The organism is Phyllobacterium sp. SB3, assembly GCF_040009165.1.
Lineage (GTDB): Bacteria > Pseudomonadota > Alphaproteobacteria > Rhizobiales > Rhizobiaceae > Phyllobacterium.
Genome location: NZ_JBDYKI010000007.1, coordinates 205,266 through 229,933 on the forward strand (window position 1 = coordinate 205,266; position 24,668 = coordinate 229,933).

Consider the following 24,668-nt stretch of genomic DNA (forward strand, 5'->3'; position numbering starts at 1 on the left):
TCCTTTGAAACCAGAAACGATCATGCTGACTTAAGTCAGCTTTCCTGTGGGGCTAAATTGAAGATTACCGCAATTAATGTATATCAGAAAAACCTTCCGCTCCGTGAGGGGAGGTATAACTGGTCGAATGGGAACTCGGTTGAAGTATTCGATGCAACAATCGTGGAGCTGATTACTGACGACGGCATCAGGGGCTATGGCGAGTGCACACCGCTGGGAGCGTCATATCTGCCGGCCTATGGGCCAGGCGTACGAGCCGGGCTCGCCGAAATTGGCCCCAAGATTATTGGATATGATCCTCGGGATCTTATGTCGATAAACGCCAGAATGGACTCCGCCCTGAAAGGGCATCCTTATGTAAAATCCGCCATTGACGTGGCATGTTGGGACATTCTCGGGAAGTCCGCGGATATGCCGATTTATCAGCTGCTTGGCGGGAAGCAGCAGGCGGATGTGAACCTCTACCGCGCGATATCCCAGGAAGCGCCCGAGATCATGGCGGAGAAAATCGAAGGCTACAAGAACGAGGGTTACACCAAGTTCCAGCTAAAGGTGGGGGGCAACGCGGAACAGGATATTGTTCGGATACACCAGTGCCGTGCCGTGCTGGCGGATACAGATCTCCTCGTGGCCGATGCCAATACAGGGTGGACGATGCATGAGGCTGCAAGAGTGGTTTGGGCTGTGCGGGACCTTGATGTCTATATTGAACAACCTTGCGCGACCTATGAGGAGTGCCTGGCTATCCGAAAGAGGACTGCGCTGCCATTTATCCTTGATGAGGTCATTGATGGTGTCCAGATGTTGCTTCGTGGTTTAAATGATGGCGCATTCGATGCCATCAATCTGAAGATATCCAAGGTCGGCGGCCTTACCAGGGCGCGCCAGATTCGCGATCTTTGCGTGACAACGGGCGTCGCCATGACGATTGAGGATACCTGGGGCGGCGACTTCGTTACTGCTGCGATTGCTCATCTCGCCCAATCGACTCCAGAGGAGTTTCTTCTGTCCTCGACCGACTTCAACAGTTACGGAACGGTTACGATTGCCTCAGGAGCTCCGCAACGTGTCGAAGGAAAAATGTCGGCCAATGGCGAGCCGGGCTTGGGCTGCGACCCGATTAAAGCGTCCCTCGGCGAACCAGTCCTCGTTCTCCACTAGGTGAACCAGGACTGGTTCGGCCCGCACGGTGGCGGCCGCAGGTGCTGCTAGCTGAACGACTTATCTGACTGTGCTGACTTGCTTCAATAAGAAGAGCAACCAGCATTGTTATGGCAAAATGGGAACTTGTTGATGGTGCAAGGACGTCGACTGACGGAACGCTTTGGTCGCTACGGCTTTAAAATGGCCGTCGTCCTTTGCATGCTGTTTATCATTATGCCGCTGCTGCTGGTGTGTTGGCTATCAGTGTTTTCCAACACAATCATGTCAATGCCGCCGCAAGGCTATTCTCTGAAATGGTATGGCGAGATGTTGCGCCAGCCCCAGTTCATCAGCGGTCTCGTCAACAGCGCCCTTATTGCTGCCGGCGCGACCGTCGGGGGGCTCGTCTTGACCTTGCCCGCCAGCTTCGCGCTCGCGAGGCTCCGATTCCGCGGGCGCGATACTGTACTTCAATTCCTCATGCTACCCCTCATCGTGCCCGCTATCGTCATTGGCTCTGCACTGTATATGATGTTCGTCGCAGTCGAGATCAGTACGGGAGTGCCTCTCACCGGTTCAATATGGGGCCTGACAATCGGTCATATACTCCTCACGATCCCTTGGAGCGTGCGGCTCGTCACAGCGAATTTGATCGGTGTCAACCCGGCCATTGAAGAAGCGGCTCTTAGTCTGGGCGCGACCCCTTTCGTTACTGCAATGAAAATCACGTTGCCCAATATCTGGCCGGGCCTGGTGGCAGCCGCGCTGTTCAGCTTTGTCATCAGCTTCAGTAATCTCGAAGTCTCCATGTTTCTCGTATCAGCCGGGGAAACCACGTTACCAATCGCTGTCCTGCAATATCTGCAATGGAAAATCGATCCAACTGTGGCGGCCATTTCTGTTCTGCAGATAGTGGTTGTGGGAACCGGATTGATGCTGACAAATCGTTTCATAAGTTTGACAAAGGCAGTTTAAATGGCATCGGTAACCTTGACATCTATTACCAAGCGCTATGGCACCGTCAACGCAATCGACGATTTGTCGCTTTCGGTGACGGAAGGCGAGTTCCTCGTTCTGCTTGGGCCGTCCGGTTGCGGCAAAACGACGACCTTGCGCACTATTGCCGGATTTGTGGAAGCAACCAGCGGTAAAATTGAAATGGGTGGGGTCGACATCACAAACGAGCCGCCATACCGCCGCAATATCGGTCTCGTATTCCAGAACTACGCCCTCTTTCCGCACCTGACTGTGTTTGAGAACGTGGCATTTGGTTTGCGCAGGCGCGGAATTAAAGGGCAAGATCTTCTCAATCGGGTCTCCAGCGCGATTGATCTGGTGCAGCTTGGCGGCCTCACCGGAAGGATGCCACTGCAGCTTTCCGGAGGTCAGCAACAGCGGGTAGCGATTGCACGTGCAATTGCCATTCAGCCTGCCTTGCTCCTGCTGGACGAGCCGCTTTCAAACCTCGACGCCAAGCTCAGATATGATGTCCGGCAAGAGCTTCGCCGTCTTCAAAAGGAGCTCGGCATCACCACAGTCATGGTCACCCATGATCAAGAAGAGGCCCTCAGCGTCGGGAATCGGCTGGTGGTTATGAACGCAGGTAAAGTCGAACAGATCGGCAGCCCCGAGGAGCTTTATCGGGCGCCTGCCAATCGCTTCGTGGCTTCTTTCATAGGCAACGCTAATTTCTTGCCTGGACATGTCCATGCCGATGGAGTGACTTTCGTCGTCGACGGAGGACCGAATATTATCGGCCGGGATCTCAATCCTCAAGCCAATGTCCTGATGATCCGCCCGGAGATAGTCCACATTGCACGGACGCCCGCCGATCAATCGCCGGTCATCGAGGGGGAACTGATGGCTCGGTCGTACATGGGTTCCTATCACGATATTAAGGTGAAGGTGGGGGACGACCGATTTCTGGACATTCGACTCCCTGCCCGCATGGACGAAGAGGTCAGTCTACGCCTTGGCGACAAGGTCTTTCTGTCCGTCCGTCCGAGCGATGTTGTCGGCATATTTGACGTAAATTCCTGAGCTTCATTCGAAAAGGAGAGATGGCATGGTCTTAAATTTTACTCGGCGTCAGTTCAACCTTGGCCTTGCGATGGCGGCTAGTTCGGTCCCAGTCGGATCGTGTCCGGCGCTCGCTCAAACTGGACGGGTTGTTGTCGGTGTCTGGGGAGGCGACTACCAGACGATTTCCCAAGGCAACATTGTCGATAATCTGATCGCGCCGACTGGACTGCAAACCGTGTTCGATACGGCCAATGATACGGTCCGACGTACGAAGCTTCTGGCAGAACGACGCTTGCCAAGAGGCTCGATGGATGTCGTGGCACTGACAGCGGCCGGATCTTATCAAATGTATAAGAACGACACGCTCGAAGAACTCGATGCAAGCAAACTGCCCAATCTCGCGCATGTGCTTCCGTCGCTGGCAAAGTCATATGCAATCCCCCAATTCTTCTCGGGCCGGGTGATCCTTTACAATCCAGCCTTTGTGAAGACCGTTCCAACTTCGTACAATGATCTTTGGAACGAAGAATACTCCGGTAAAGTCGGTGTTATCGATGTCCAATACCAGGCGACGCTGGAATCCGCTGCACTGATTTCCGGGGGAAGCGTATCCAATTTCGAGCCGGCAAAGCAGAAGTTGCTCGAGCTGAAGAAAATGGGGGTTCGCATCTATCCGACAAACGAGTCGATGGCGCAGGCATTATCGAGTGGGGAATGCGTGATCTGCATTATGTGGCAATCGCGTGGCCTCTCATGGAAAAAGGGAGGCGTCCCGATCGAGATTGCCTATCCGAAGGAAGGTATCGGCCTATTCATCTCCGATCTTGCTATTCCAAAAAACGCACCCAACAAGGACGCCGCCTATGTTTATCTGAATGCCGCTCTCGATCCCGTGGCGCAGCGCGCTTTCGCTGCAATCCAAGGCAATGCACCCTCAATCGACAATGCCGTCCTGTCGGCAGAGTTAGCCGCCAATGTCGCGCTTCCTGATGATCCAGGCTTAAAGATGCTTCTTCCAGATCAAGACTATATCTCCAAAAACGATGCCCAACTTCTCGATTGGTGGAATAAAGTTTTCAAGGCATAACAATTTTGGGATGCATAGTCATGAATACAAAAAGTCGTAAATCATTCTTTCTGCTCACTCCCGCGACGGCTGTCGTGTTGATATTTCTATGTGTCCCTCTTGCTATGCTGTTTCGCTTCAGCTTCAATCAGTTTGTTCCTGGCGAATTCATGGTCAGCGCCTTTACGCTGGAAAACTATTCTCGATTGATTTTTGATACCTATTATGGATCGGCCTTGCTGACGACCGTGGGTATGGCCGTGGGTGTCACCGTGATTTGTCTAATCATGGCTTTTCCAATCGCGATGGCGATTACGAAGACGCCGGCGCGCTACAAATCCCTATTTATTTTGCTGGTTTTTCTTCCACTTTTTGTAAGCTCTGCCGTCAGAGCTGCCGGATGGATTGTTGCACTTGGCCAGAATGGCCTGGTCAACTATGCCTTGCTGTCGATGGGAGTGATAGAGACACCTCTGACGATAATGTATACAGGAGTTGCCGTCTTTCTGGGGACTTTGTCGATCAATCTCCCGTTCGCCGTTCTTACGCTGCAAAGCGTCCTTGAAGGTATCGATCACGGAGCTGAAGATGCTGCGTCAAACCTTGGCGCAAAGCCATTCGAAGTATGGAGGCTGGTGACGCTTCCTCTCGCCATGCCGGGCGTACTCGCGGCCGGAGTGCTCTGTTTCATTCTTACAATGAATGCTTATGCCACGCCGGTCTTGCTGGGTGGACCACAGTTCAGAATGATGGCACCGATCGTGGCATCCGAGGTTCTCGAGCAGTCTAACTGGCCCGCTGGCGCGGCAGTTTCTTTCGCGCTCATGGCAGCAACATTGTTGCTAACCGGAATAATCAACGGATATCTGGCCCGACGATATTCCTATGGAAGTTAGCTTGGCGTTGAAGCTTGGACAGATCACGTTATTTAGTGCCCGGCAGACAAATTCTCACCATCTCAGGAGACCGTAGCTCCAGTCGGGGTAACGGGTAAACACGCACTGCTGATCTCGAGACAAACCTTGAAATTCCAGACATGACCCATACAGAAGCAACAAGTCGAATTTCCTTTGAAAAACTCGTGACGGTTCTTGAGCAAATCTTCGCCAAACATGGCGTGTCTTCCGTGAACGCTCGCGTGCTGGCAGTCAATTGTGCGACTTGCGAGCGCGATGGATCGCTGAGTCATGGCATCTTCCGGATTCCAGGCTATGTCGGGTCCCTAAAAAGCGGATGGGTCGACGGTTGTGCCGTGCCGGTCGTTAGAGAGTTTGGTCCCGCCTTCATCAGAGTGGACGCTATGAATGGCTTTGCCCAACCGGCCCTGAAGGCTGCGATGCCGCGAGTGATCGAGATGGCGATGACCTCCGGGGCGGCCGTGGTGGCGATAAAGGATTCCCACCACTTTAGTGCGCTCTGGCCTGATCTCGAACCGCTGGCAAAAGCCGGTTTTGTTGCGCTGTCAATGGTCTCCGGACTTGCATGCGTGGCTCCTCCAGGCGGAACAGTCCCAGTTTTTGGGACAAATCCGATTGCATTTGCGACCCCTGTGGCAGGACGGCTCCCACTGATTTTCGACTACGCGACAAGCACCATGTCTAATGGCGATCTGCAATTGGCAGCCCGCGCCGGTGAACATGTCGAAATAGGAACTGGCGTGGACAAGGAAGGCAAACTTACGACGGAACCAAATGTCATTCTGCTGGGCGGCGCGATGCTGCCCTTTGGAGGGCATAAGGGAGCTGCCACTGCGTTGATGGTCGAGATCATGGCCTCTGCCCTCACGGGTGGCCAGTTTTCTTCCGAGGTGGATATCTCGGCGCACCCAGGCGCCGAAACCTCCAAAACCGGGCAGGTGCTCATCGTAATTGATCCCAATAGGGGAGGAAACTTTAAGTTTGCCGATCGGGTCAAGACTCTTACGCAGTCTTTGAGGATTGCCGGTCAATCCCGATTGCCATCCGATCGTCGTTATGCCACCCGTGCTTTGTCAGACAAAAGCGGCATACCAATTTCGGCCGAGCAGCTCAGGGAACTAACGTCACTTGCAAGCACTGACATTCCCTGATCAAGGCCGACATCGCTACGCTCGTTACCGACACAGAGGCATTGTCGGGTTGGCTGGTGCGACCGCTTCAAGGATTGTCGAAGCAGAACGATACCCGCAGTCAGAACGGCTATGTCAATTTCAGCCGAGCTAAAGATTCGTGTTGAGGGGCGGGCAATCCAACAGGGGACTCATGCCGGCGTCATGACGCCGGCGAAGCGTCGCGCGAGCAGCGATGGTTTCGAACTCTAATTCCGCACGAACGATCTCAGCCATTTCGTGCTAACCGTGCATTTGCTGCCGCTGCTGAAAAGGGGACAGAATCCGCGCGTCGTGACCCTCGGCAGCGTGGCGGCGCGTAACGGAGCCATCGATCTACAGGCCGAGCCCGGCTACAAGCCGATGCCGGTCTACAGCCAGTCGAAACTTGCCTGCGTCATGTTCGCCTTCGAACTGAGCCGGCGTTGCATAGCTACCGGATGGAGCGTCAAGAACCTTACGGCACATCCTGGCATCTCGCGTATAGATCTGGTTCCCAATGGAGTGGGCCCACGGGGCGCGGCCGCGAGAACCGGCAACGTGACGTTCCGGTAAGACACCAAATTCTTCCCTGGCGCACGCAAGTTCTCGCCATGTGATGCCAGGAGGCCGGAACAGGCTCGGGCATCGTCGATCAGATGGCGCTTTTCATCACATCGATAAAGGCACGGAGGGAAGCGGGGACCTGACGATGGCTTGAATAGTAAAGCCGCACTCCCCCGACCGGGGGCGACCAGTCTTGCAGGAGTGCGGTCAATCGTCCGGCGTCCAGCCATGGTCGCGCAGCCGTCTCGGGCACATAGGCAATGCCGAGGCCATCGGCTGCCGCCTCGATCATGAGCATCGTATGATTGAGCGTCATTGCGCCGGGAACATCGATCGCGATCTCCTGCCCAAGCTTCTCAAACTCCCACCGGTAAAGCTTGCCGCCCGGGAGACGCTGTCGAATACATTGATGGTGTCGGAGATCGTCTGGGGTGAGCAACTGGCCGGCTTTCGCCAGATAGCTGGGCGCGGCCACAGCCAGAAAGCGGAAATCCTCGCTCAGCGGAACCGCTATCATGTCCTGTGGCACCGCTTCGGCAAGCCGGAGGCCGGCATCGAACCCCTGCTCCACGATGTCGATCAGGCGGCCATCGGTGACCAGATCGAGCGAGACTTGCGGATAACGCTCTAAAAAGACAGGCACGACCAGTCCGAGCAGCTGGCGCATGGCTTCCTCGCCGCCATTGATGCGCAGCGTGCCGCTCGGATGCCCCCCGTCCTCGGTCACGGCGTCGAGGGCCTGATCAAGATCCTGGAGCACCGGCGTCAGCCGTCGAAGAAGGTGCTCTCCCGCTTCCGTTGGCGCGACGCTTCGGGTTGTCCGATGAAGGAGCCGGGCCCCAAGGTTGCGCTCAAGCGCTGCGATCGCGTGGCTGAGCGAAGAGCGTGAGACGCCCAGCATGTCAGCCGCTTTTCGAAAGCTCCGGTGCTCCGCGACCGCCACAAAGGCGGTCAGATCCGTCAGTGTCGGCCTTGCCATTGGTCATCCTTGTTCACCAGCTCATGCAGATTAGAGCGTATTATCACAACAAAGGGTAGTCGCTATGGTGTCATCGACAATAAAGGATCATGCCATGACGAAAACCTGGTTCATCACGGGGGCTTCCTCCGGACTTGGACGTATCATGACGGAGAAGCTGCTGGACCGCGGCGACCGCGTCATCGGAACCGCACGGCGCACAGACGCGCTCTCGGATCTCGCAAATGCCCATGCCGATCGGCTCCACGTGGTCTTGCTGGACCTGGTTGATACAGCGGCAGTGCGCACAGCAATTGACCGGGCGTTCGAACGGGCCGGCCGGATCGACGTCGTGGTCAGCAATGCCGGCTACGGCTTGTTCGGCGCGGGGGAGGAACTCAGCGACGAGCAGATCGATCGTCAGATCGCGACCAACCTCACCGGCTCGATCCAGCTTATCCGTGCCAGCCTGCGGCATCTCCGGTCGCAGGGCGGCGGACGCATCGTCCAGGTTTCCTCCGAAGGCGGGCAGATCGCATATCCGGGCTTCAGCCTTTATCACGCCAGCAAGTGGGGCATCGAAGGCTTCATCGAGGCTGTTGCCCAGGAAGTTGCGCCATTCGCGATAGATTTCATCATCGTCGAGCCGGGGCCGACGGGTACAAATTTCGGCGCGGCTCTCGATCGTGCGGAGCCTTCCGGGATTTATGAAGAAACACCCGCAGGTGAGGTTCGCCGTCTCATCGCCGGCGGTGCGTTCGTGATCCGCGGCGATGCCGCCAGCACCGTTGATGCGATGATCGGGGCAGCGGACTCGGATCACCCGCCATTGCGGCTCGCACTCGGCAGTACGGCCTATGAAAACATCCGCACCGCGCTCGCGAAGCGACTTGAAGCGCTTGAAGCCCAGCGTGACATCGCCCTTTCGGCCGACAGAAAGAAAAACTGACATGATCGAACGCAGATCAATGCTCGTGGCCGGCACAGCTGCAATTGTCCTTTCCATCGCCACTCAGGTCGCGGCGCAGACCCCGAACAAGGTTAGCGGAACCTGGCAAATGATCGCGGCGACCGTCGAGGTGAATGGGACGACGTCGCTTCCCTACGGCCCCGAGCCACAGGGAAAACTGGTGTTTACCAGCGACCTGCATTTCGTCGAGTTTCTGCATGATCCGCGCATCTCCCGCTTCAAGTCGAACCAGCGTGGCAAGGGAACCGACGAGGAGAACAGGGCCGTCATGGCAGGCACTCTTGCCTTGTATGGCCGATACACGGTCGATGCGGACGGCAATTTCAGCGGAAACACAGTCGAGGGTTCGTCCTTCCCCAATTGGGTCGGGGACGTTCGTACAACAAAGGAGCTGACGATGGAAGTCGACGGCAACCGGATGATCGAGAACTTCCAGCGCCCCGGCGGAGCGAAGGTGACGATCATTTGGGAGCGAGCGCGTTAGATCCCACGAGGATCGAGGTGTCTGTGCAATCCAAAGGGTTTAATGTCGAAAATCGCCATCTTCCAGAGCTGCCATTTTGACCGATTGGTAATGCTGCTGTGTACGTCCCGGTTTCTGATGGAATTGCATGGGCCATGACCGCCCCAAGGCGGCAGATAGCTACTCTTGGAGCGTTAGGCAGGCAAAGAGCGGCACGGGACCCTGAAGATAAGCAATTGTGCAGCAGCGTGCTGCGCAATTGCATTCGCCTTCGGAAAGGGCTTCGAGCTCGCGTCGCGAGGGGGCCGTTTCATTTTTCGGCTCCGCCATCCAGATAACTCTGCACGGTTTTGCCAAGACGCTGCACGATCACGTCGTGATCAAGACTGACGACGAGCGGATGCTTCAGAACAAATCGGCTAAAGGCAAGGCCGGAAAGCTGGGTAATAATTAGCCCTAACCGCTCCTCAAATTGCTCAGCCGGTATCGTCGCGCTGATTGCACGGCCGGCCTGGCTCATGATGATCTCGATTACGCGCTGTCTGGCTGCTTCGTGAGTGATGGCCGCCCGCAAAAGGGCAGGCAACTCATCGCCGGCCTCCGGGCCTTCCCACCGGTCGAGAAAGTGGGTGACGATTGTTTCGCCGCGCTTTTCAGCCGGGACGGCGCCGAGGTCCGGCACCCGCAAATCGATCTTTGCGGCCCTTGCGAATAGTTCTTCCTTACTGCCGTAATAGCGCATTACCATCGAGACGTTGATATTGGCCGCCTTTGCGACGGCCCGGATCGTGGTGCGCTCATAGCCTCGTTGTGCGAAAAGCCGCCGCGCTTCATTGAGGATGCGATCCCGCGTTCCTTGTGACCGCCGCGGTTTGGCCATCCCGCCGTCCTTCAGCGTGTTCGAAGCTTCCATGTTTGATGGATAACACTCAATACGGTCGTTTGCAAACGGTCACTTGCAAACATTCGTTTGCATAACTATGTTAGGCCAGCTGATCGCCGCCAGCCCACACTTTATCCTTTGCCGTTCATCTCAACCGCGCCGTCCGCAAGGAAACCGAATCCGCCATGCCATACAGGTTGGAAACCATAATCGTCTACCGTCCGGCATCCGTTCAATGCACGGTAGTTGCGCTGCCCGGATTTTTTCGGGCCGCGGCGTCATCAGGACGGGGACGATCGTGAAGGAGGGCGTCAGTTGATGACCGCCGCTTCCCGTCCTGGCGGGGGTCCTGCAAGGTTCAGCCATTGGGCGATCCCCGTCCTTAACCGGTTGCAGCTCTCGACCACCGGGTCCTCTCCAGTCGGGGCCCATCCAAATAATAGGAAAACCAAGATGAATCCAGGACTATATTCTGTGATCGTCGGGCTGCTCGGTCGACCATGAACCGGCGCGCCGTCATCGCGGTACTTGCCCTGGCCCCCCTCGGCGCGGTAGCCGGAGCGACTTACCATTACGGATGGTGGGGTGGCCGGCATGATACCGGGCTCACCCTCAGCGGCAACGTCGATATCCGGCAGGTCGACCTCGGTTTCCGCGTTGACGGCCGGATTGCCGAAATTCCTTTCGACGAAGGCGCGCATGTGTCGGCAGGGGACATCCTGGCACGCCTCGACGCCGCGCCTTACGAGGCCTCGGCCGCTGCTGCGCGCGCTCAGGTCACGGTCGCTCAGACCGAACTCGACAAGCAGCGTAACGGCAATCGCGCCCAGGATATCGCCCAGGCGCAGGCAAGGCTCGATCAGGAACAGGCCACTCTCGCGCGGACCAGGACCGATTTCGATCGCTATGCCGCGCTTGTGCGAACAGGTGCGGTGAGCCGGGCCGGATATGATCAGGCCCGCGAGTCCTTTCAGACCGCTCAGGGCCGCGTTGCTGCGGCTGCGCAAGCACTCTCCCTCCAACAGGAGGGGGCGCGGCGAGAGGACATCGACACAGCCGCCGCCCAGTTGGCCCTTGCCGGGGCACAGAACGACAAGGCCGCGACCGATCTCGCCGATACGGTCCTGAATGCGCCCAATGCCGGAACGATCCTCACGCGGGCGCGTGAGCCGGGTGCGACCGTCCAGTCCGGCGACATCGTCCTTACGCTCACGATCGATCGGCCGATGCGGGTGCGCGCCTATATCGACGAGCCGGAGTTGCATCGCATAACACCCGGCATGCCGGTGCTGGTGACGACGGACGGCAATGCCAGAACCTATCACGGCACGATCGGCTTCATCTCTCCGACGGCCGAGTTCACGCCGAAGACCGTGCAGACCACGGCCCTGCGCGCCACCCTCGTTTACCGGTTAAGGATCATCATCGAAGATCCCGACGATGGATTGCGCCAGGGGGCGCCGGTCAGCGTGGTGGTGCCAGACCCCCGGTCAACGGTGAACTGACCATGGTCGAACTGGTGGCCAGCGCGGAGGGCATCGTCAAAAGGTTCAGCAAGGTCGCGCCGCCGGCGCTCGACCACGTCTCGATCGTGATCGAACCGGGGAAGATGACAGGCCTCGTCGGGCCTGATGGCGCCGGCAAGACGACGCTGATCCGCATCCTTGCCGGCCTGATCGATCCCGAAGAGGGCAAGGTACAGGTTTTCGGCCTGCCCGCCACCGCAACCGATCGCAGCCGGATCGGTTACATGCCGCAACGCTTCGGCCTCTACGAAGACCTGACCGTCATGGAAAACCTGCGCCTCTACGCCGATCTGCGGGGACTGCCGGCAAACGAGCGTCAGGCAAACTTCGATCGGTTGCTCGGTTTCACCGATCTCAAGCGTTTCGCCGGAAGACTCGCCGGCAAGCTGTCCGGTGGCATGAAGCAAAAGCTCGGCCTCGCCTGCGCCATGGTCCGCGCACCCTCGCTTCTGCTGCTCGATGAGCCGGGTGTCGGTGTGGACCCCGTTTCTCGCCGCGAGCTGTGGGACATGGTGAAGGCGCTCGCCGGTGACGGCATCGGAGTGCTCTGGTCCACCGCCTATCTCGACGAGGCCGAAAATTGCGACACTGTGACCCTGCTCAATGCTGGTATATGCCTCCATGCGGGGCCGCCTGGCGATCTGACCGACGCCCTTCGAGACCGCGTTCTGCGCGTCGATGCGGTTGGGGACGGACGACGCACATTGCTGCGGCGGGCGCTCGATTCACCTGCCATCGCCGACGGCTCCATTCAGGGCGCCTCTGTCCGGCTGATGCTGAAGGCAGATTGCCCATGGCCCACCGCGGCCGGGATCGGCGCTCCGGTCGACGCCGTGATCCGGCCTGCCCAACCTCGCTTCGAAGATGCCTTTGTCGACCTTCTCGGCGGCGGCCCGCCCGGCACCTCGCCGCTCGCGCAGGCTTACAGGACCATTCACGATACCGAACGGCCCGCGATTGAAGCCAGCGGGTTGACCAAGCGGTTCGGTGATTTCACGGCGGCCGACGATATCAGCTTCACCGTGCCGCGCGGACAGATATTCGGCCTGCTCGGCCCCAATGGCGCCGGCAAATCCACTACTTTCAAGATGCTCTGCGGTCTCTTGACGCCCACGGGTGGCAGTGGCGTTGTCGCCGGGTTCGACCTGCGGCGGGCCAAGGATGACGCCCGGCAATCCCTTGGCTACATGGCCCAGAAGTTCTCGCTTTATGGTGATCTCTCCGTCCGCCAGAATCTCGATTTCTTCGCCGGGGCCTACGGATTGTCCGGTGCCGATGCCCGTGAGGCGATCGAGCGGTCGATCAACGTTTTCCATCTCGAACGGTATCTCAAGGACAATAGCGGCGCGATGCCGCTCGGGTTCAAGCAGCGTCTCGCGCTCGCCTGCGCGGTCATGCACCAGCCCCCGGTGCTTTTCTTGGATGAGCCGACCTCGGGTGTGGACCCGATCGTCCGGCGGGAGTTCTGGACGCATATCAACGGCCTGGTGGAAAAGGGCGTCACGGTCCTCGTCACCACCCACTTCATGGACGAGGCCGAATATTGCGACCGGGCGACACTGATCTATCGTTCGCGGCAGATCGCGATGGGTACGCCTGACGAGTTGAAAGCTCGTGCAGGCCTTGACGGTGCGACGATGGAGGACGCCTTCATCGCGCTGATCCGCGAGAGCGACGCCGCGCGTGAGAGGACGGCTGCATGAGCGTTCAGATCCGACACGGCCTGGATGTTCGCCGCTTCTTCGCACTGCTCCTCAAGGAGACGCGCCAGATCCTGCGCGACCCCTCAACCGCGCTGATCGCCTTCGTGCTGCCGCTTGTATTGCTGTTCCTGTTTGGTTATGGCGTCAATCTCGATACCGCGCGGACACGTATCGGGCTTGCCGTTGAGGACAGTAGCGAGGCCGCCGCGAGCCTCGCCTATGATTTCTCGTCCTCTCTCTGGTTCGACGTTCGCGAGACGGGCTCGGTCAGCGGCCTCGGTGACAGCCTCGTCGCCGGCGATATTCGGGGAATTGTCGTCATTCCCGACGGATTCGGTCGCGAGGTCGCGGTCGGCGGCGGGCGAATACAGATCATCACGGATGGCTCGCTGCCCAACACCGCCAGCTTCTTCGCGGCCTATGCGGAAGGGACGCGCGCGGCCTGGGCTACGCGCCGCGCCATCCTTCAGGGCCGATTGTCGCCGGGCAGCGAAACGGTGCCAGCCCTCAGTGTCGTGCATCGCTTCTGGTTCAACCCGGAGCTTTCCAGCCGGTTCTTCCTTGTGCCCGGTTCGATCGCCGTTGTGATGACCATGATCGGCACGTTGCTGACCGCTCTGGTGGTGGCGCGCGAATGGGAGCGGGGAACGCTGGAGGGTCTGATGGCGACCCCTGTCGGCATGGGCGAGTTCATCGCGACCAAGGTGGTTCCCTATTTCGCGCTGGGACTGTGTTCAATGACGCTGTGCGCGCTCATTGCCGTTTTCGTTTTCGGAGTTCCCTTTCGCGGCTCGCCCCTGGCCTTGCTGGCGATCTCTTCGGCCTTCCTCGTACCGGCCCTTGGTCAGGGGTTGCTGATTTCGGCCGCAACGAAGAACCAGTTCGTCGCCAGCCAGATCGCGCTTCTGACCGCATTCCTGCCCACCTTGCTGCTGTCAGGCTTTCTGTTCGAGATCAGTTCGATGCCCCGCCCGGTCCAGATCGCGACCTATATCGTGCCGGCGCGCTATCTGATCGCGCCGTTGCAGACGGTCTTCCTCGCCGGCGACGACTGGGGGCTGTATCTGCCGAATATCGCGATCCTCCTCGGCTTCGGTGCGTTGTTCTTCACCACCGCCATGATCGTTACCCGTCGGAGGATCGCATGAACGGCGTCCGGCTTCGCGCGATCATCGTCAAGGAATTATGGGCTATCCTGCGCGACCCGCGCAGCCGCATCGCGCTCCTGGTACCCCCCATCATACAGCTATTGATCTTCGGCTTTGCCAGCACTCTGGAAGTCAAGAATATTACGCTGGGCGTGCTCAACCGCGACAGCGGCTATTGGAGCCAGGAGGTCATCCAGCGCGTCCAGGGCAGTCCGAACGTCACCGGGATCGTCGTTCTCCGCTCGGAGGCGGAAGCCAGGACCGCCATCGACCGCCAGCACGTCATCGCCGTGCTCCGGTTCGATTCCAGTTTTTCCGCCGATGTGACCAGCGGAAAGGGTGGTGAAATCGGTACGGTCTTTGACGGACGCCGGTCAAATGCCGCCCAGATTGTCTCCGGCTATATCGACAGGATTGCCGCCGAGATTAGTGCCGGTGTCATAGGTCGGTATATATCTGCGCCTTCGGGCAGTTCGGTCGTCATGAACTGGTTCAATCAGAACCTCGACTATCTCTGGTTCACGATGCCGGCGCTGATCGCCATCGTCGGGGCCGTAACCACGCTCTCCGTCGTGACACAGTCGGTGGCGCGGGAACGGGAACTCGGAACCTTCGACCAATTGATGGTCTCGCCTTTGCGCGTTCATGAGATTCTCATCGGCAAGATGGTGCCGCCGGTTCTCATCGGCGCCCTCGTGGCGACGATCTACATCATTCTCATTCCGCTCATCTTCGGTGTGCCGCTGTCAGGGACGGTGGGGCTGCTCTATCTTGCGTTGATCTTCTATCTGTTGGCGCTCACCGGTATTGGTATGCTGGTCTCGGTTCTCTCCGGAACACAGCAGCAGGCGTTCCTCGGCATGTTCCTCGTGACGATCCCGGCTATTCTTCTGTCGGGCTATGCGAGCCCGATCGATAACATGCCCGGCTGGCTTCAGATCATTGCATGGCTTAATCCGGTCTCATATTTCCTCAGGGTCTGTGAAGGGGTCTTCCTCAAGGCGATGCCCGCGCAGGAGGTGCTGGCCAATTGCTGGCCTCTGGCTCTGATCGCCGTTGCAACGCTGGGTACCGCTTCGGTACTCTTTCGATCACGCATGGAATGATCATAGTCACGCCAGTGGTTCTGTGGACCGCGCAGCGGAAGTATTGCGGGACGTGTTCTGATCAAAGCGATACCATCCAGAACATCCCGGACCAAGACCGCGCGATCGCCGAAGCTGAAGGGTAACTACGCGGACGACTTCAACTTTCCGTGATTCATCGCGTGCTCAGGACGATGTCATAACTTTTTGGGAATAGTCGCACCTCAAATGCGAAGCTACAGCAATTGAAATCTGATGTTCATCGCCGCGTTTTCGGAATCCTGAAAAACTGTATGCGACCCCATGTCTCTTCTGAAAAATGGCGAGAGGGCATGGCAGCAGATCTGCGAGGTGCTCCGCTAAATTGAGTTGGGCGCGCGCATCGCGTTAGGCTTGGGATGGCATTGGCTGGATCGCGCGACCGTGCGATTGGCGACGTCTGGCAAATGACCGGCAGGAGCTCTGCCACCACCCGTCCGAAGGCGCTGAAGGCACCTTCGGACGGTGCCGCCCGTGCCGTTGCCGGCGATGTATTGCACGGCCTCGACCAGTTCGTGGTCAAAGACGCAGCCATAATCCTGGCCTGTCATGGCGCGCAGCTCGAGGTGGTCACAAGGGTGCCGGGAAGTGCGATCCGGAACAAATTCTGTGTCGATGACGTTTAGGCAGCATCGAGTACCAATTAAAGCGATTATTGCATTTTTTGCTGAAAGGAACGTTAATGACAAAGATACTCCCAAGGATGTGTATTGCCGGACTATGTCTGGCGGTAAGCTTTATGCCGATCATACCGGCTTTCGCAGCGCCGCCAATGTCACGTCAGATCGAGTCGCCATCCAATGCGGAGCAAATCCAGCACCGGCAGGAAAAGCGCTCGCCACGCGTCATCCATAGAACAGGCAGGTGGAATGGCCATAGCGGTTACAGGCACGCAAGGCCCGGTTATCGCAGACACAGTGATGGCTGGTGGTATCCTCTTGCGGCTTTTGGTGCCGGCGCCATCGTTGGCGGTACAATCGCCAGACAACCGTCAAGGAGCAGCAATCATGTAAATTGGTGCGCCAACAGGTGGCGGTCATACAGAGCATCTGATAATACTTATCAGCCTTCCAATGGACCTCGCCAGCAGTGCGTATCGCCTTAAACTGATTACAACCTTCCCACGAGGCAGCTTTTAGGATCTGCCTCGTGCATGATAAATGAAACCGCGGTTGGGACGAATCTTCGGGAGAATTCCGCTGCCAGACCTCAAAGATTCCTGTCCTGCCACCCTGTTCAGTAGTTCAGACCTTGTTCGAACGATCTGTCCCCGTACCCGAGGCCGGCCGACTGGTCTGAAGCGCGGAATCGCCCTTGGGAAAAGTGCCTCTTGACTTGTGCTTCGAGCCCTTGAAATGATTGGCCTTGAACGGAAAATTTCCCGGTTTATGCTGCGTGCAACCTTTTCGGGTCGGGGGAGTTCATCCACTTGCCCTTGGGCCAGGCCGTGCTGAACGGCTTCGACGCGCAGGCCTGCCGGGCTTGGCATGGTTGTACAGCGGGTTAGCCGCGATGCTGCAAAATGCCTTTTGTCGGCCCGCGATGTTCGATCGACCCGTTGACACGATGGCACAGCTGAACCGGGTGGCGGGATAACTCCATTATCGGTTTTGCCCGCCAGCGTTGAGGAAGTTTCAACCTGCCTGGCGGTAGCACAATCAAGCAGAAAAAAGCGCCACACGACAAGCTGGCGCGCGAAATCCTGCGCCCGCTTTATCGCCTAAAGATCAGGGTGCGCTCACACAGCAGACCACTGATAGTTTATTTAGAAAATAATATGCATTGAACCGTTTCATGACTAGGTCAGACTCGCAAATGGCGACGGATGGGGAGCCTCGAACAACACGCTTCCAGAGCTTGTAAAGCGTGCAACATCGGGATGCGACATGAACAGGAATACCAAAATAGCCGCGACGAGGGCGATGCCGAATACAAACAAATAGACCCACAGAGGCACAAAATAACATTTTGGTTCCTTGCGTTTGTTCATGTACGAGGCCTTTAAAAAAATGAAACCAAACTTATAGACCGTCCGCGCTGGAATTGCAGGTGTTTCAGTATGCCAGTCAACCGCCTCACTGCCAAATAGCAATGGCTGCAGGGTTGTGGCGGGTCCGCTCGAAAGAGCGCCATCAATCAATTCTGTTTTATCGGCGGTTGTTTCGTTTGATGCAGCTGGCGATAGTGGGGTACGCTTCAGGTAAGCGATCGGTCAGCGTCACGAATGGCCGCCTTTGACCAGAGCCTTGGAGGATTTGCACGACATGTTTGAAAACGGCCATCATCGGCCGTTCAGGTGATTGAACGCAAGGCCCACGATGACTTTCACCCCTGTGAAGGTATCCTGATCTCACTGTTGGCCAAGAGCCAATGTATGAACGTCGTCAAAGCAACCGGCAACAGGAACGTGGTTCGCATAGGGTGGTCGAAACAGCTCCTCGTTGCCACCGTCTCAAAGCCAGCCGCGTCGTTTGAAATAAAAATAGGGTATGACCGCCGACAGAATCATCAATGCCAGCGCAAATGGATAGCCGAGGGGCCAGTGTAGCTCCGGCATAACGTCGAAGTTCATACCGTAGACAGAAGCAACCAGCGTCGGCGGTAGCAGGGCCACGGCAGCAACGGAGAAGATCTTGATGATCTGGTTCTGCTCCAGATTGATCAGACCCAAAGTTGCGTCCAGCAGGAAAGTGATCTTGTTCGAAAGAAAGATCGCATGATCGCCGAGCGAGGTCGCATCGCGCAGGATAAGCTTGGTGCGCTGCCGCAAAGCCTTGGGCGTTTTCGTCGGCGCGCGCGCATTGTGATAGGCAACAAGCCGCGCGATGCTGACCAAGCTTTCCCGAACTTTCGTCAACATATCGCCCTTGCGCCCGATCTGTTCGATGAGAGACTGCAAGTTGCGGGTCTTTTTGGACGCGCTCTTTGACTTGTTGCGGAATACATCGCGTGAAATCATGTCCACCTCATCGCCGATGCGTTCGAGCGCGTCGGCGGTGCGGTCGATGAACGCTTCGATGAGCCCGAGCATGACTGACTCTCCCGAAGCGATCGGCGTTGTGCCGGGGCGCTGGGCCTTCACGGCATAGGCAAGGAACGGCTTGGGATCAGCGTGGCGGACGGTCGCGAGCGTTGAACCCTTGATGATGAAGGTGACGGGAGTTTTGTCCGGGTCGTCGCCTGAGAGATTGGCGAGCGCGGTCATAGTCATGAATGCCGCACCGTCCTCATCATAAAGACGGTCCGATAGCTCGATCTCCGCCATCTCGTCGCGGGTCGGAATGGCAATGCCCAGATGGGCTCCGACCAGCTTCACCTCATCTGCATTTGGATTGAACAGATCAAGCCAGAGAGGAGCGGGCGTCTCAGGCTCCTGCAGGCTGTCAACAGGTGAAAGACGGCCGTTTCGGCCTACATACATGTGCAGCATAGGGGGCTCCTTTGGTATGGCCAGGGCCAGCCGTGCAGCCCTTCTGTGAGAAGCACTATGCAGCCGGCGGGTTCGAAGTTCGACTCCGACTGTCGGGGTTCATGATCTTTCCTCTGATCGGCAACGACCGAGGGCCGTCCGGCAGTGGCAATGCTCCGTCAGTCGCGCTGAGTCAATCCTGAAAATCGAGAACCCATAGGCTCATCCCCGATGGTTCAGCATTCTCCACCAAAGAGATAGGATTTCCCGAAGCCAGAGCCGACATGCCTGGACGGAGCACATCGCGCAATGCCCCTCAGCCACCTGAGATGAGAACGTCGCAAAAAGCTTGTTGGAGCACCCGTTGCGTAACGCTGCCTAGAAGGGCTTGGCGCACTGCACCGCGGCCATGGGGCCCAATGGCCACCAGATCGACCCGGCTGACTTTTGAAAGCTGAACCAGGACTGGACCGGGCTCCCCGTCCAACACGCGAATGTCGGGCTTATCGACACCAACCACATCACGTGCGAATGCCAAAAGCTCCCGACGCGCCTTGTCGGCCCTTGCCGAACGGTATCGCTCGATCTCGTTTCGAGAGGTTCCAATGCGCAGCATGGCTTGCGTGAAACCGAGCGGCACATCGACGGCGTGAACTAACTTCAGGCTTGCCCCGGGCGCCAACCTACGGGCGTCTTTGATGGCTGCTGCTGACTGAGCTGAAAAATCCACGGCGACCATCACCTGCCGATAGGGTTGCGCCGGGGCCCTTCTGGCCAGAAGAACCGCAGCGTTAGCCCCCCTGATCACCCTGTCTGCGGTGGAGCCCAGGATTTTTTCCTTAAGAGAGTCCCTTTTGCCCGGCCCGATCACGATCAGGTCGGCAATACGCTCGCCGGCAATGCGGTTAATGACTTCGTGCGGTGCTCCAAACTCGATCTGCACATCCATAAGCCTTTTGCCGCCGCTCTCCGACACGAGTGATTCGATGTCTCTAACTGCCTGACGGTTGAGTTCTATCCGCAGATCGCTCTCACGACGATCCGACAAGGCAGCAATCTGTGTGAGCGGTTCTGCCTCAATGACATGCAGCAGCAACAGCCGGGCCGCATGTGCCGTCGACAACTGGATCGCTCGCGCAAGGACGGCGGTGCTGCCGGCTTCCAGGTCGAGAGCTGCAATTATGGTATTCACGTTCGTCACGTTGCCGTCCTTTTATTGCCGAGAGCTACACGGATCGGAAACTCCGCTCAATTACAAATCCGCGAATTTCGGTTTGATTTCGCTGCCACGATCACACTGCCTCCATGATGACGCCTCTCGCGCTGTCGGTTGAAGATTTGCGCGCATTATGCGCAACAAACAACTGTCTCGCGCCGACATCAGCAGAGAAGGAAGACCTGGGATGATTGCAACCTGTTTTATATGCTGTGCACATGGGCAATCGGAGTAATCACTTGATTTATTTCCGCACTGCCAAGTCGCGATCTTGCCTCTTTGGATCGAATATTTAACGTTATCGAAACGCGGTCTGTTCGGAGATGAAACGGCATGTAAACCCAGATCGCATCTTCTACCCGCTCGCTTTCTCCATTTATCAAACTGACTGATCCGGTGCCCTTTGGTGCAAGAATCCGAGCGAACTTCAAAGAGTTTGTCAGAGATGGCATATCGAGTTTGGTAATGTCAGGATCTGCAAGCTCCCACTCGGGCCCATTTCTCGGAATCGCTTTCTCATCAATGATTTTACCATCGTCGGGGTGCGTCAAAAGCGCCTCCGCAACTTCCCATGGCACGTGGGAGTTATTCTGGGTTATAAATCTGACAATCAGCCAGTCCTTTGTCAGACCACGATAGGTGTAGGTTGACTTTACGGTGGGATAGTCAGATCTGTCTTCATTGATGGCTTTCTTCCAAATTGGATAGACGCCGCCAGCAGTAACCAGCAACCCGGTAATGCCTAACCCTATTTCCAGCCAAACCATTCGTCCCCCAATCGGCAGAGCCGGGTGTACTTCATTCTGCGGATAACACATCCGCCATGGCTGCCTGCATTAAAACCCATGAGGCACTGTGAATCCAGCGCCTTGATAATCCGGTGAAGGATCAAGCTGGTCTCGTCATGGCAATCGCGGTTCCCTCTTGCCAAAACCTCTTGCCGGAATTCAGTTTTATCGAAATGGAACAAACCTCATGGGTCGCCGATGCGGTTTTGTCGGTCGGGGAGGTTAGCTATATCCGTGAAATAGAAGGAACCAGCCCATGATAGCCGAAACGACGATCATAGAGGTGAGCAACCATGTTTCCAATTTCATGCAAGTTCTTATGGCTTCCGCCTCAAGAGGCTAATTTGAATTGGTCATCTCATGCGGTCGCGTACAATAAAAATATCCAAATAATCATAACACAACAATCATAACACAATGATCGCCGCTAGCGGACAGAGCACCCTACAGACGGGTTACATCCCGTTGGACCCCGGTCACGCTCACAGATGTATAGAACTCGGCCATTGCCACTCCAGATCCATTACGACTCTGAGGTCAGGATGATTTATTCAAAGCAGCAAGCCTCGGTGATGCCATATTGTTACAAACCGTGATCACTCTGTTTTCAACGTGAAACCTGTTGCATTTCATCGCCGGCTGTTTTGCTCGACAACCGCGACCCCAATTCTTCCAACGGTCAACGCTCAGTTCCGGTTCATTTTCATCTCATCAAGACCTCATCGAGACTTGCTAGTGACTAGTAGCAATGAACGGAAAACGTGATGGATGCAAAACACCGCTGACATAATTGGCAACGCACCCTTGCCCGGTGATCGTTCGCGTGTCCAGCGTGTCATCTTGCGGGATGGCGTAGTCTGGATCAAACGCTATGGCACGGAACGCACGCGGTTAGGGCAATACCTGCACCTTGCACTGTCGAAAGTGCTGCCTTTACCCTTTTTGCGCCCGTCACCACAGCTTTCTCCACCCGAGATGGTTCTGCGAGAGATTAACCTGATCGAGAAATTTCGCGTTCGGGGGTTTCTGGCGCCGAATATCGTTGCGGCGTTCGACAATGTCCTCGTACTTGGCGATGCCGGGGAGACGGTTGCCAATCGTCTCAAGGCGATCGGCAAAGACGCTGGCGCTCGCAATGCACTGTTATCGCAATGCGCAGGCGAACTGGGCCAGGTCCACGCCAAAGGACTCTGTCACGGCCGACCGCATCCACGTGACATGTTCATTGCCGGAGAGCGCATCGGCTTCCTTGATTTCGAGGAGGATCCGGTATCCGTTATGCCGCTTGCGGTGGCGCAAGCGCGTGATATGTGGCTCTTGTCAATGCAGATTGCGACGGTGGACGGAACCGATGCTGTAAAAGCGGCCTATGTTGCATGGAAGGCGATGGCACCATCTGCTGCAGTAGAAGAACTGGGCAAAATTGTTCGGATATTGCAGCCATTCCTCCCGATAGCTCGGACCATACGCCGCTTTATGACTGCCAAGGATATCTATCGTTTCGCCTTGGCGACTGGTTATTTGGCCATGCTTATTACGGCCGACATTGATCCCAACTTGGGACCCTAGGGCCACAGATGGTCTCCGACATAGTCAACGGTACTTGGGCAACTATTGTGAAGACACCAATGAACAAGATATCCGATTTATTGCCGGCCTGGGTCTATTTCCTGATTATGGCTGCCTTCCTGGCAGCAGCATTGGCCATCAGCGTCTCTATTGAACAGCGTGCGACTGGGTCGGCGGGCGAAGAGGTATATCTTACGTCATCCCAACAAAGCTGCTATGATGCCGCACTGCTCCAATCCCGCGCTAAAAGTACTGAACCGACATGACCGCCCGGAATCTGATCAGCCACTTCGTCCGTCAGCGGAGCGGTATCAGGCTTTTGAAAGGCCCGCCATTGGCGGCAACGGAACCTTGATCAGTTTCATTTGATTTCCGCGATTTCGAATTGTTGCTATATTGGCTATCGTGATCGCGGTTGCCTGGCGTGCTCTGTCGCAGGCACAGCCAAGCTTCTTTCCGTTTTGGTGCTGGTATGCTGTGCCGCTACTCTGGAAAGCAATGGGGGGTGGTGACGCGCCCAGCCTTTTTAGCTGCATCAACCTACACCAGGTCAATAAACTCTACGAACGAGGCAATCCTGACAGAGTTCATGAAAGAGATGGCGGATTTTATCAGAAATGAACTGCGTTGAAAATACCATAAGAAATAATGTGAGGGATAGGAGAAATGAAATGCACTCTGACCGGGCGTCCGGCAAATCTAAATACAGATGGATAGTAATAATGCGCCTGTTGATGGTGAGCATTTTGTTCTTTGGGCCCACTGGTATGGTGGGGATTCTCATGCGCAGGCTGCAACCCAAATTGCGAGATTCAGGCGTTGGGATCATACAGCCATGAAGTCGGCACCAGTCGTAAAGGAACCACCCTCTCTCGATCCTGGCGATATCTACTTCCCGGTGACCCGGCGCGCCGGTCAAAAACGTGGCTTCGAACCACAGTTCATGGCGTCGTGCCCCTTTCGAGAGAATTCAAGAATCGCTGTCACCGTGCAGGATGACAAACCGAAGAAGTTTTCCATCGTTACCCACGGAAACGCAGCTTGGGTCGATGACCTTGAGAACGGACCGGCTCTCGTTTCGGCGAAGCGCGCCAGCAAACAAATGACGATTGTCGCGCGATCGGCTCGGCGCAATTAAACGAGCTATCGTTTTTTCCTGCGCGGCGTCGATGCCGCACTAATGTCGATCGCAAATTGCGATTGGTAGTTACCTCATCCTAATCGCTTTGCAAAAAGGCGCGCCCATCATTAGCGGAGACTTCATGACTTATGCATCTTGCCACGACTTTAGATCGCTCAATCTCGCCCTTGTCACACTTTTCATTGCCCTCGCCATACCTTGCGCCGATGTGATTGCTCAAGGTCTTGATGCACCTAATGTAATTGAGAAGATTATCGGAACGGATGTGGGTGAGGACGAAGTGGCCGCAGTCCAGGACGAGAAGCAGATCATTGCCGCGATCGAAAACACGGTTGAGAATGTCAATACGGTGAGGATGGTAACGAGCCTCAACAGTATCAAGATCATTTTTCTTTCCGACGCCACCGCATCGGAAGGTGGACCACCGCCCAAGGTCGCGGCCAAGATTGAAGCTTTCAGCGACGAAATCGCAAAGCTACGGCAGGAGCTCGAAGGCAGTGCAATGCTCTACCATGCCATCAACTCTCACGGTGTCCTGATCCGAGATGTCCTTGCCATCGACTTCGATGATCAAGAAAGAGCAACCATCTACGTTGCTGCAAAACCGTCGCTGTAATGCAATAAGGGTCCCGCTCGCACAAGTCAGAATGGTTGCAACATTCTTCAATGATACCGCTCGACATGGGCAACCGTTATCGGCGTTTCACGACCGAGGATAACCCGCTTCGTGAGGTACGTGTCAGGGATATCGAAGGTATGGAGGTTTATCGGAACGATCTCACTGGGCGTCGCAGGGGCCGCTGTTGCAGGTCACCCCCCGTTGCAGCTCGAGCTTTGGTCTGCACCTCGCGCCCGAGCCACTGCAGAAGCAGCAATTAACTTCTAATCGGAATGCACCCTTATGACA

General features: G+C 56.7%; 24 protein-coding genes and 1 pseudogene. 18 read left to right on the forward strand and 7 right to left on the reverse strand.

Annotated elements, in window-relative coordinates:
• Window positions 1-57: 57 nt before the first annotated feature.
• From ABKW30_RS23220 to ABKW30_RS23245, 6 genes are all read left to right on the forward strand, one after another.
• On the forward strand, window positions 58-1,161 hold the full coding sequence (locus ABKW30_RS23220) for a cis-3-hydroxy-L-proline dehydratase (protein ID WP_348601301.1): 1,104 nt from the start codon (window positions 58-60) through the stop codon (window positions 1,159-1,161).
• Window positions 1,162-1,293: 132 nt separating this feature from the next.
• The gene (locus ABKW30_RS23225; protein ID WP_348601302.1) at window positions 1,294-2,118 is read left to right on the forward strand and encodes an ABC transporter permease; all 825 of its coding nucleotides are present in this window, start codon (window positions 1,294-1,296) and stop codon (window positions 2,116-2,118) included.
• Window positions 2,119-3,183 carry an ABC transporter ATP-binding protein gene (locus ABKW30_RS23230; RefSeq protein WP_348601303.1) on the forward strand — a complete coding sequence of 355 codons (1,065 nt, stop codon included), beginning with the start codon at window positions 2,119-2,121 and terminating at the stop codon, window positions 3,181-3,183.
• 25 nt (window positions 3,184-3,208) lie between these two features.
• Window positions 3,209-4,252, forward strand: a complete 1,044-nt coding sequence (locus tag ABKW30_RS23235; protein WP_348601304.1) for an extracellular solute-binding protein — start codon at window positions 3,209-3,211, stop codon at window positions 4,250-4,252.
• Between the two features lie 20 nt (window positions 4,253-4,272).
• Window positions 4,273-5,127 (forward strand): ABC transporter permease, encoded by an 855-nt coding sequence (locus ABKW30_RS23240; RefSeq protein WP_348601305.1) that lies wholly within the window; start codon window positions 4,273-4,275, stop codon window positions 5,125-5,127.
• Between the two features lie 140 nt (window positions 5,128-5,267).
• A complete protein-coding gene (locus ABKW30_RS23245) occupies window positions 5,268-6,299 on the forward strand; it encodes an Ldh family oxidoreductase (protein WP_348601307.1) in 1,032 nt (343 codons plus the stop codon).
• A 354-nt stretch (window positions 6,300-6,653) separates the two neighbouring features.
• On the opposite strand, the gene ABKW30_RS23250 is transcribed toward ABKW30_RS23245, so the two are convergent.
• The gene (locus tag ABKW30_RS23250; protein WP_348601308.1) at window positions 6,654-6,785 is read right to left on the reverse strand and encodes a hypothetical protein; all 132 of its coding nucleotides are present in this window, start codon (window positions 6,783-6,785) and stop codon (window positions 6,654-6,656) included.
• A gap of 166 nt (window positions 6,786-6,951) precedes the next feature.
• Window positions 6,952-7,842, reverse strand: a complete 891-nt coding sequence (locus ABKW30_RS23255; RefSeq protein WP_348601310.1) for a LysR family transcriptional regulator — start codon at window positions 7,840-7,842, stop codon at window positions 6,952-6,954.
• Window positions 7,843-7,936: 94 nt separating this feature from the next.
• Between ABKW30_RS23255 and ABKW30_RS23260 the strand changes: the two genes are divergently transcribed.
• Together ABKW30_RS23260 and ABKW30_RS23265 are read left to right on the forward strand one after the other, a co-directional pair.
• On the forward strand, window positions 7,937-8,770 hold the full coding sequence (locus ABKW30_RS23260; RefSeq protein WP_348601311.1) for an SDR family oxidoreductase: 834 nt from the start codon (window positions 7,937-7,939) through the stop codon (window positions 8,768-8,770).
• A gap of 1 nt (window position 8,771) precedes the next feature.
• Entirely contained in the window at window positions 8,772-9,275 is a 504-nt protein-coding gene (locus ABKW30_RS23265) for a lipocalin-like domain-containing protein (protein ID WP_348601312.1), read from the forward strand.
• Between the two features lie 289 nt (window positions 9,276-9,564).
• Here ABKW30_RS23265 and ABKW30_RS23270 read toward each other — a convergent pair whose 3' ends face one another.
• Window positions 9,565-10,134, reverse strand: a complete 570-nt coding sequence (locus ABKW30_RS23270; protein ID WP_348601313.1) for a TetR family transcriptional regulator — start codon at window positions 10,132-10,134, stop codon at window positions 9,565-9,567.
• A 503-nt stretch (window positions 10,135-10,637) separates the two neighbouring features.
• Here ABKW30_RS23270 and ABKW30_RS23275 point away from each other — a divergent pair.
• The 6 genes and pseudogenes from ABKW30_RS23275 to ABKW30_RS23300 form a co-directional block, all read left to right on the forward strand.
• Window positions 10,638-11,642, forward strand: a complete 1,005-nt coding sequence (locus tag ABKW30_RS23275) for an HlyD family efflux transporter periplasmic adaptor subunit (protein ID WP_348601314.1) — start codon at window positions 10,638-10,640, stop codon at window positions 11,640-11,642.
• 2 nt (window positions 11,643-11,644) lie between these two features.
• Complete coding sequence (locus ABKW30_RS23280) at window positions 11,645-13,366, forward strand: ATP-binding cassette domain-containing protein (RefSeq protein WP_348601315.1); 1,722 nt, start codon at window positions 11,645-11,647, stop codon at window positions 13,364-13,366.
• Entirely contained in the window at window positions 13,363-14,514 is a 1,152-nt protein-coding gene (locus ABKW30_RS23285; protein ID WP_348601316.1) for an ABC transporter permease, read from the forward strand. Before ABKW30_RS23280 ends, ABKW30_RS23285 begins: the two co-directional genes overlap by 4 nt.
• Window positions 14,511-15,620: an ABC transporter permease gene (locus ABKW30_RS23290; protein WP_348601317.1), complete on the forward strand. Its 1,110-nt coding sequence runs from the start codon at window positions 14,511-14,513 to the stop codon at window positions 15,618-15,620. Before ABKW30_RS23285 ends, ABKW30_RS23290 begins: the two co-directional genes overlap by 4 nt.
• 383 nt (window positions 15,621-16,003) lie before the next feature.
• Complete coding sequence (locus ABKW30_RS23295; RefSeq protein ID WP_348601353.1) at window positions 16,004-16,264, forward strand: hypothetical protein; 261 nt, start codon at window positions 16,004-16,006, stop codon at window positions 16,262-16,264.
• A 224-nt stretch (window positions 16,265-16,488) separates the two neighbouring features.
• A pseudogene (locus ABKW30_RS23300) lies at window positions 16,489-16,743 on the forward strand (BA14K family protein); the annotation flags it as partial.
• Between the two features lie 693 nt (window positions 16,744-17,436).
• On the opposite strand, the gene ABKW30_RS23305 reads toward ABKW30_RS23300, so the two are convergent.
• The 4 genes from ABKW30_RS23305 to ABKW30_RS23320 all read right to left on the reverse strand — a co-directional run bounded on the left by ABKW30_RS23305 (window position 17,437) and on the right by ABKW30_RS23320 (window position 21,030).
• Window positions 17,437-17,778 carry a hypothetical protein gene (locus ABKW30_RS23305; RefSeq protein ID WP_348601319.1) on the reverse strand — a complete coding sequence of 114 codons (342 nt, stop codon included), beginning with the start codon at window positions 17,776-17,778 and terminating at the stop codon, window positions 17,437-17,439.
• A 312-nt stretch (window positions 17,779-18,090) separates the two neighbouring features.
• Window positions 18,091-19,068 carry a magnesium transporter CorA family protein gene (locus ABKW30_RS23310; protein ID WP_348601320.1) on the reverse strand — a complete coding sequence of 326 codons (978 nt, stop codon included), beginning with the start codon at window positions 19,066-19,068 and terminating at the stop codon, window positions 18,091-18,093.
• Window positions 19,069-19,363: 295 nt separating this feature from the next.
• Window positions 19,364-20,248 carry a universal stress protein gene (locus ABKW30_RS23315; RefSeq protein ID WP_348601321.1) on the reverse strand — a complete coding sequence of 295 codons (885 nt, stop codon included), beginning with the start codon at window positions 20,246-20,248 and terminating at the stop codon, window positions 19,364-19,366.
• Window positions 20,249-20,466: 218 nt separating this feature from the next.
• Window positions 20,467-21,030 carry a hypothetical protein gene (locus tag ABKW30_RS23320; protein WP_348601322.1) on the reverse strand — a complete coding sequence of 188 codons (564 nt, stop codon included), beginning with the start codon at window positions 21,028-21,030 and terminating at the stop codon, window positions 20,467-20,469.
• A 789-nt stretch (window positions 21,031-21,819) separates the two neighbouring features.
• Between ABKW30_RS23320 and ABKW30_RS23325 the strand changes: the two genes are divergently transcribed.
• From ABKW30_RS23325 to ABKW30_RS23340, 4 genes are all read left to right on the forward strand, one after another.
• Window positions 21,820-22,620, forward strand: a complete 801-nt coding sequence (locus ABKW30_RS23325) for a serine/threonine protein phosphatase (RefSeq protein ID WP_348601323.1) — start codon at window positions 21,820-21,822, stop codon at window positions 22,618-22,620.
• A 59-nt stretch (window positions 22,621-22,679) separates the two neighbouring features.
• A complete protein-coding gene (locus ABKW30_RS23330) occupies window positions 22,680-22,886 on the forward strand; it encodes a hypothetical protein (protein ID WP_348601324.1) in 207 nt (68 codons plus the stop codon).
• A gap of 569 nt (window positions 22,887-23,455) precedes the next feature.
• On the forward strand, window positions 23,456-23,758 hold the full coding sequence (locus ABKW30_RS23335; protein ID WP_348601325.1) for a hypothetical protein: 303 nt from the start codon (window positions 23,456-23,458) through the stop codon (window positions 23,756-23,758).
• A gap of 124 nt (window positions 23,759-23,882) precedes the next feature.
• Entirely contained in the window at window positions 23,883-24,377 is a 495-nt protein-coding gene (locus ABKW30_RS23340; RefSeq protein ID WP_348601326.1) for a hypothetical protein, read from the forward strand.
• The last annotated feature ends 291 nt before the right edge of the window (window positions 24,378-24,668 follow it).

What these genes read in the sequence shown, in the direction of transcription:
- ABKW30_RS23225 (WP_348601302.1), top strand. Translation starts at nt 1,294, where the DNA reads ATGGTGCAAGGACGTCGACTGACGGAACGCTTTGGTCGCTACGGCTTT.
- ABKW30_RS23230 (WP_348601303.1), top strand. Translation starts at nt 2,119, where the DNA reads ATGGCATCGGTAACCTTGACATCTATTACCAAGCGCTATGGCACCGTC.
- ABKW30_RS23235 (WP_348601304.1), top strand. Translation starts at nt 3,209, where the DNA reads ATGGTCTTAAATTTTACTCGGCGTCAGTTCAACCTTGGCCTTGCGATG.
- ABKW30_RS23240 (WP_348601305.1), top strand. Translation starts at nt 4,273, where the DNA reads ATGAATACAAAAAGTCGTAAATCATTCTTTCTGCTCACTCCCGCGACG.
- ABKW30_RS23245 (WP_348601307.1), top strand. Translation starts at nt 5,268, where the DNA reads ATGACCCATACAGAAGCAACAAGTCGAATTTCCTTTGAAAAACTCGTG.
- ABKW30_RS23250 (WP_348601308.1), bottom strand. Translation starts at nt 6,785, where the DNA reads ATGTGCCGTAAGGTTCTTGACGCTCCATCCGGTAGCTATGCAACGCCG.
- ABKW30_RS23255 (WP_348601310.1), bottom strand. Translation starts at nt 7,842, where the DNA reads ATGGCAAGGCCGACACTGACGGATCTGACCGCCTTTGTGGCGGTCGCG.
- ABKW30_RS23260 (WP_348601311.1), top strand. Translation starts at nt 7,937, where the DNA reads ATGACGAAAACCTGGTTCATCACGGGGGCTTCCTCCGGACTTGGACGT.
- ABKW30_RS23265 (WP_348601312.1), top strand. Translation starts at nt 8,772, where the DNA reads ATGATCGAACGCAGATCAATGCTCGTGGCCGGCACAGCTGCAATTGTC.
- ABKW30_RS23270 (WP_348601313.1), bottom strand. Translation starts at nt 10,134, where the DNA reads ATGGCCAAACCGCGGCGGTCACAAGGAACGCGGGATCGCATCCTCAAT.
- ABKW30_RS23275 (WP_348601314.1), top strand. Translation starts at nt 10,638, where the DNA reads ATGAACCGGCGCGCCGTCATCGCGGTACTTGCCCTGGCCCCCCTCGGC.
- ABKW30_RS23280 (WP_348601315.1), top strand. Translation starts at nt 11,645, where the DNA reads ATGGTCGAACTGGTGGCCAGCGCGGAGGGCATCGTCAAAAGGTTCAGC.
- ABKW30_RS23285 (WP_348601316.1), top strand. Translation starts at nt 13,363, where the DNA reads ATGAGCGTTCAGATCCGACACGGCCTGGATGTTCGCCGCTTCTTCGCA.
- ABKW30_RS23290 (WP_348601317.1), top strand. Translation starts at nt 14,511, where the DNA reads ATGAACGGCGTCCGGCTTCGCGCGATCATCGTCAAGGAATTATGGGCT.
- ABKW30_RS23310 (WP_348601320.1), bottom strand. Translation starts at nt 19,068, where the DNA reads ATGCTGCACATGTATGTAGGCCGAAACGGCCGTCTTTCACCTGTTGAC.
- ABKW30_RS23320 (WP_348601322.1), bottom strand. Translation starts at nt 21,030, where the DNA reads ATGGTTTGGCTGGAAATAGGGTTAGGCATTACCGGGTTGCTGGTTACT.
- ABKW30_RS23325 (WP_348601323.1), top strand. Translation starts at nt 21,820, where the DNA reads ATGCAAAACACCGCTGACATAATTGGCAACGCACCCTTGCCCGGTGAT.
- ABKW30_RS23330 (WP_348601324.1), top strand. Translation starts at nt 22,680, where the DNA reads ATGAACAAGATATCCGATTTATTGCCGGCCTGGGTCTATTTCCTGATT.
- ABKW30_RS23335 (WP_348601325.1), top strand. Translation starts at nt 23,456, where the DNA reads ATGAAGTCGGCACCAGTCGTAAAGGAACCACCCTCTCTCGATCCTGGC.
- ABKW30_RS23340 (WP_348601326.1), top strand. Translation starts at nt 23,883, where the DNA reads ATGACTTATGCATCTTGCCACGACTTTAGATCGCTCAATCTCGCCCTT.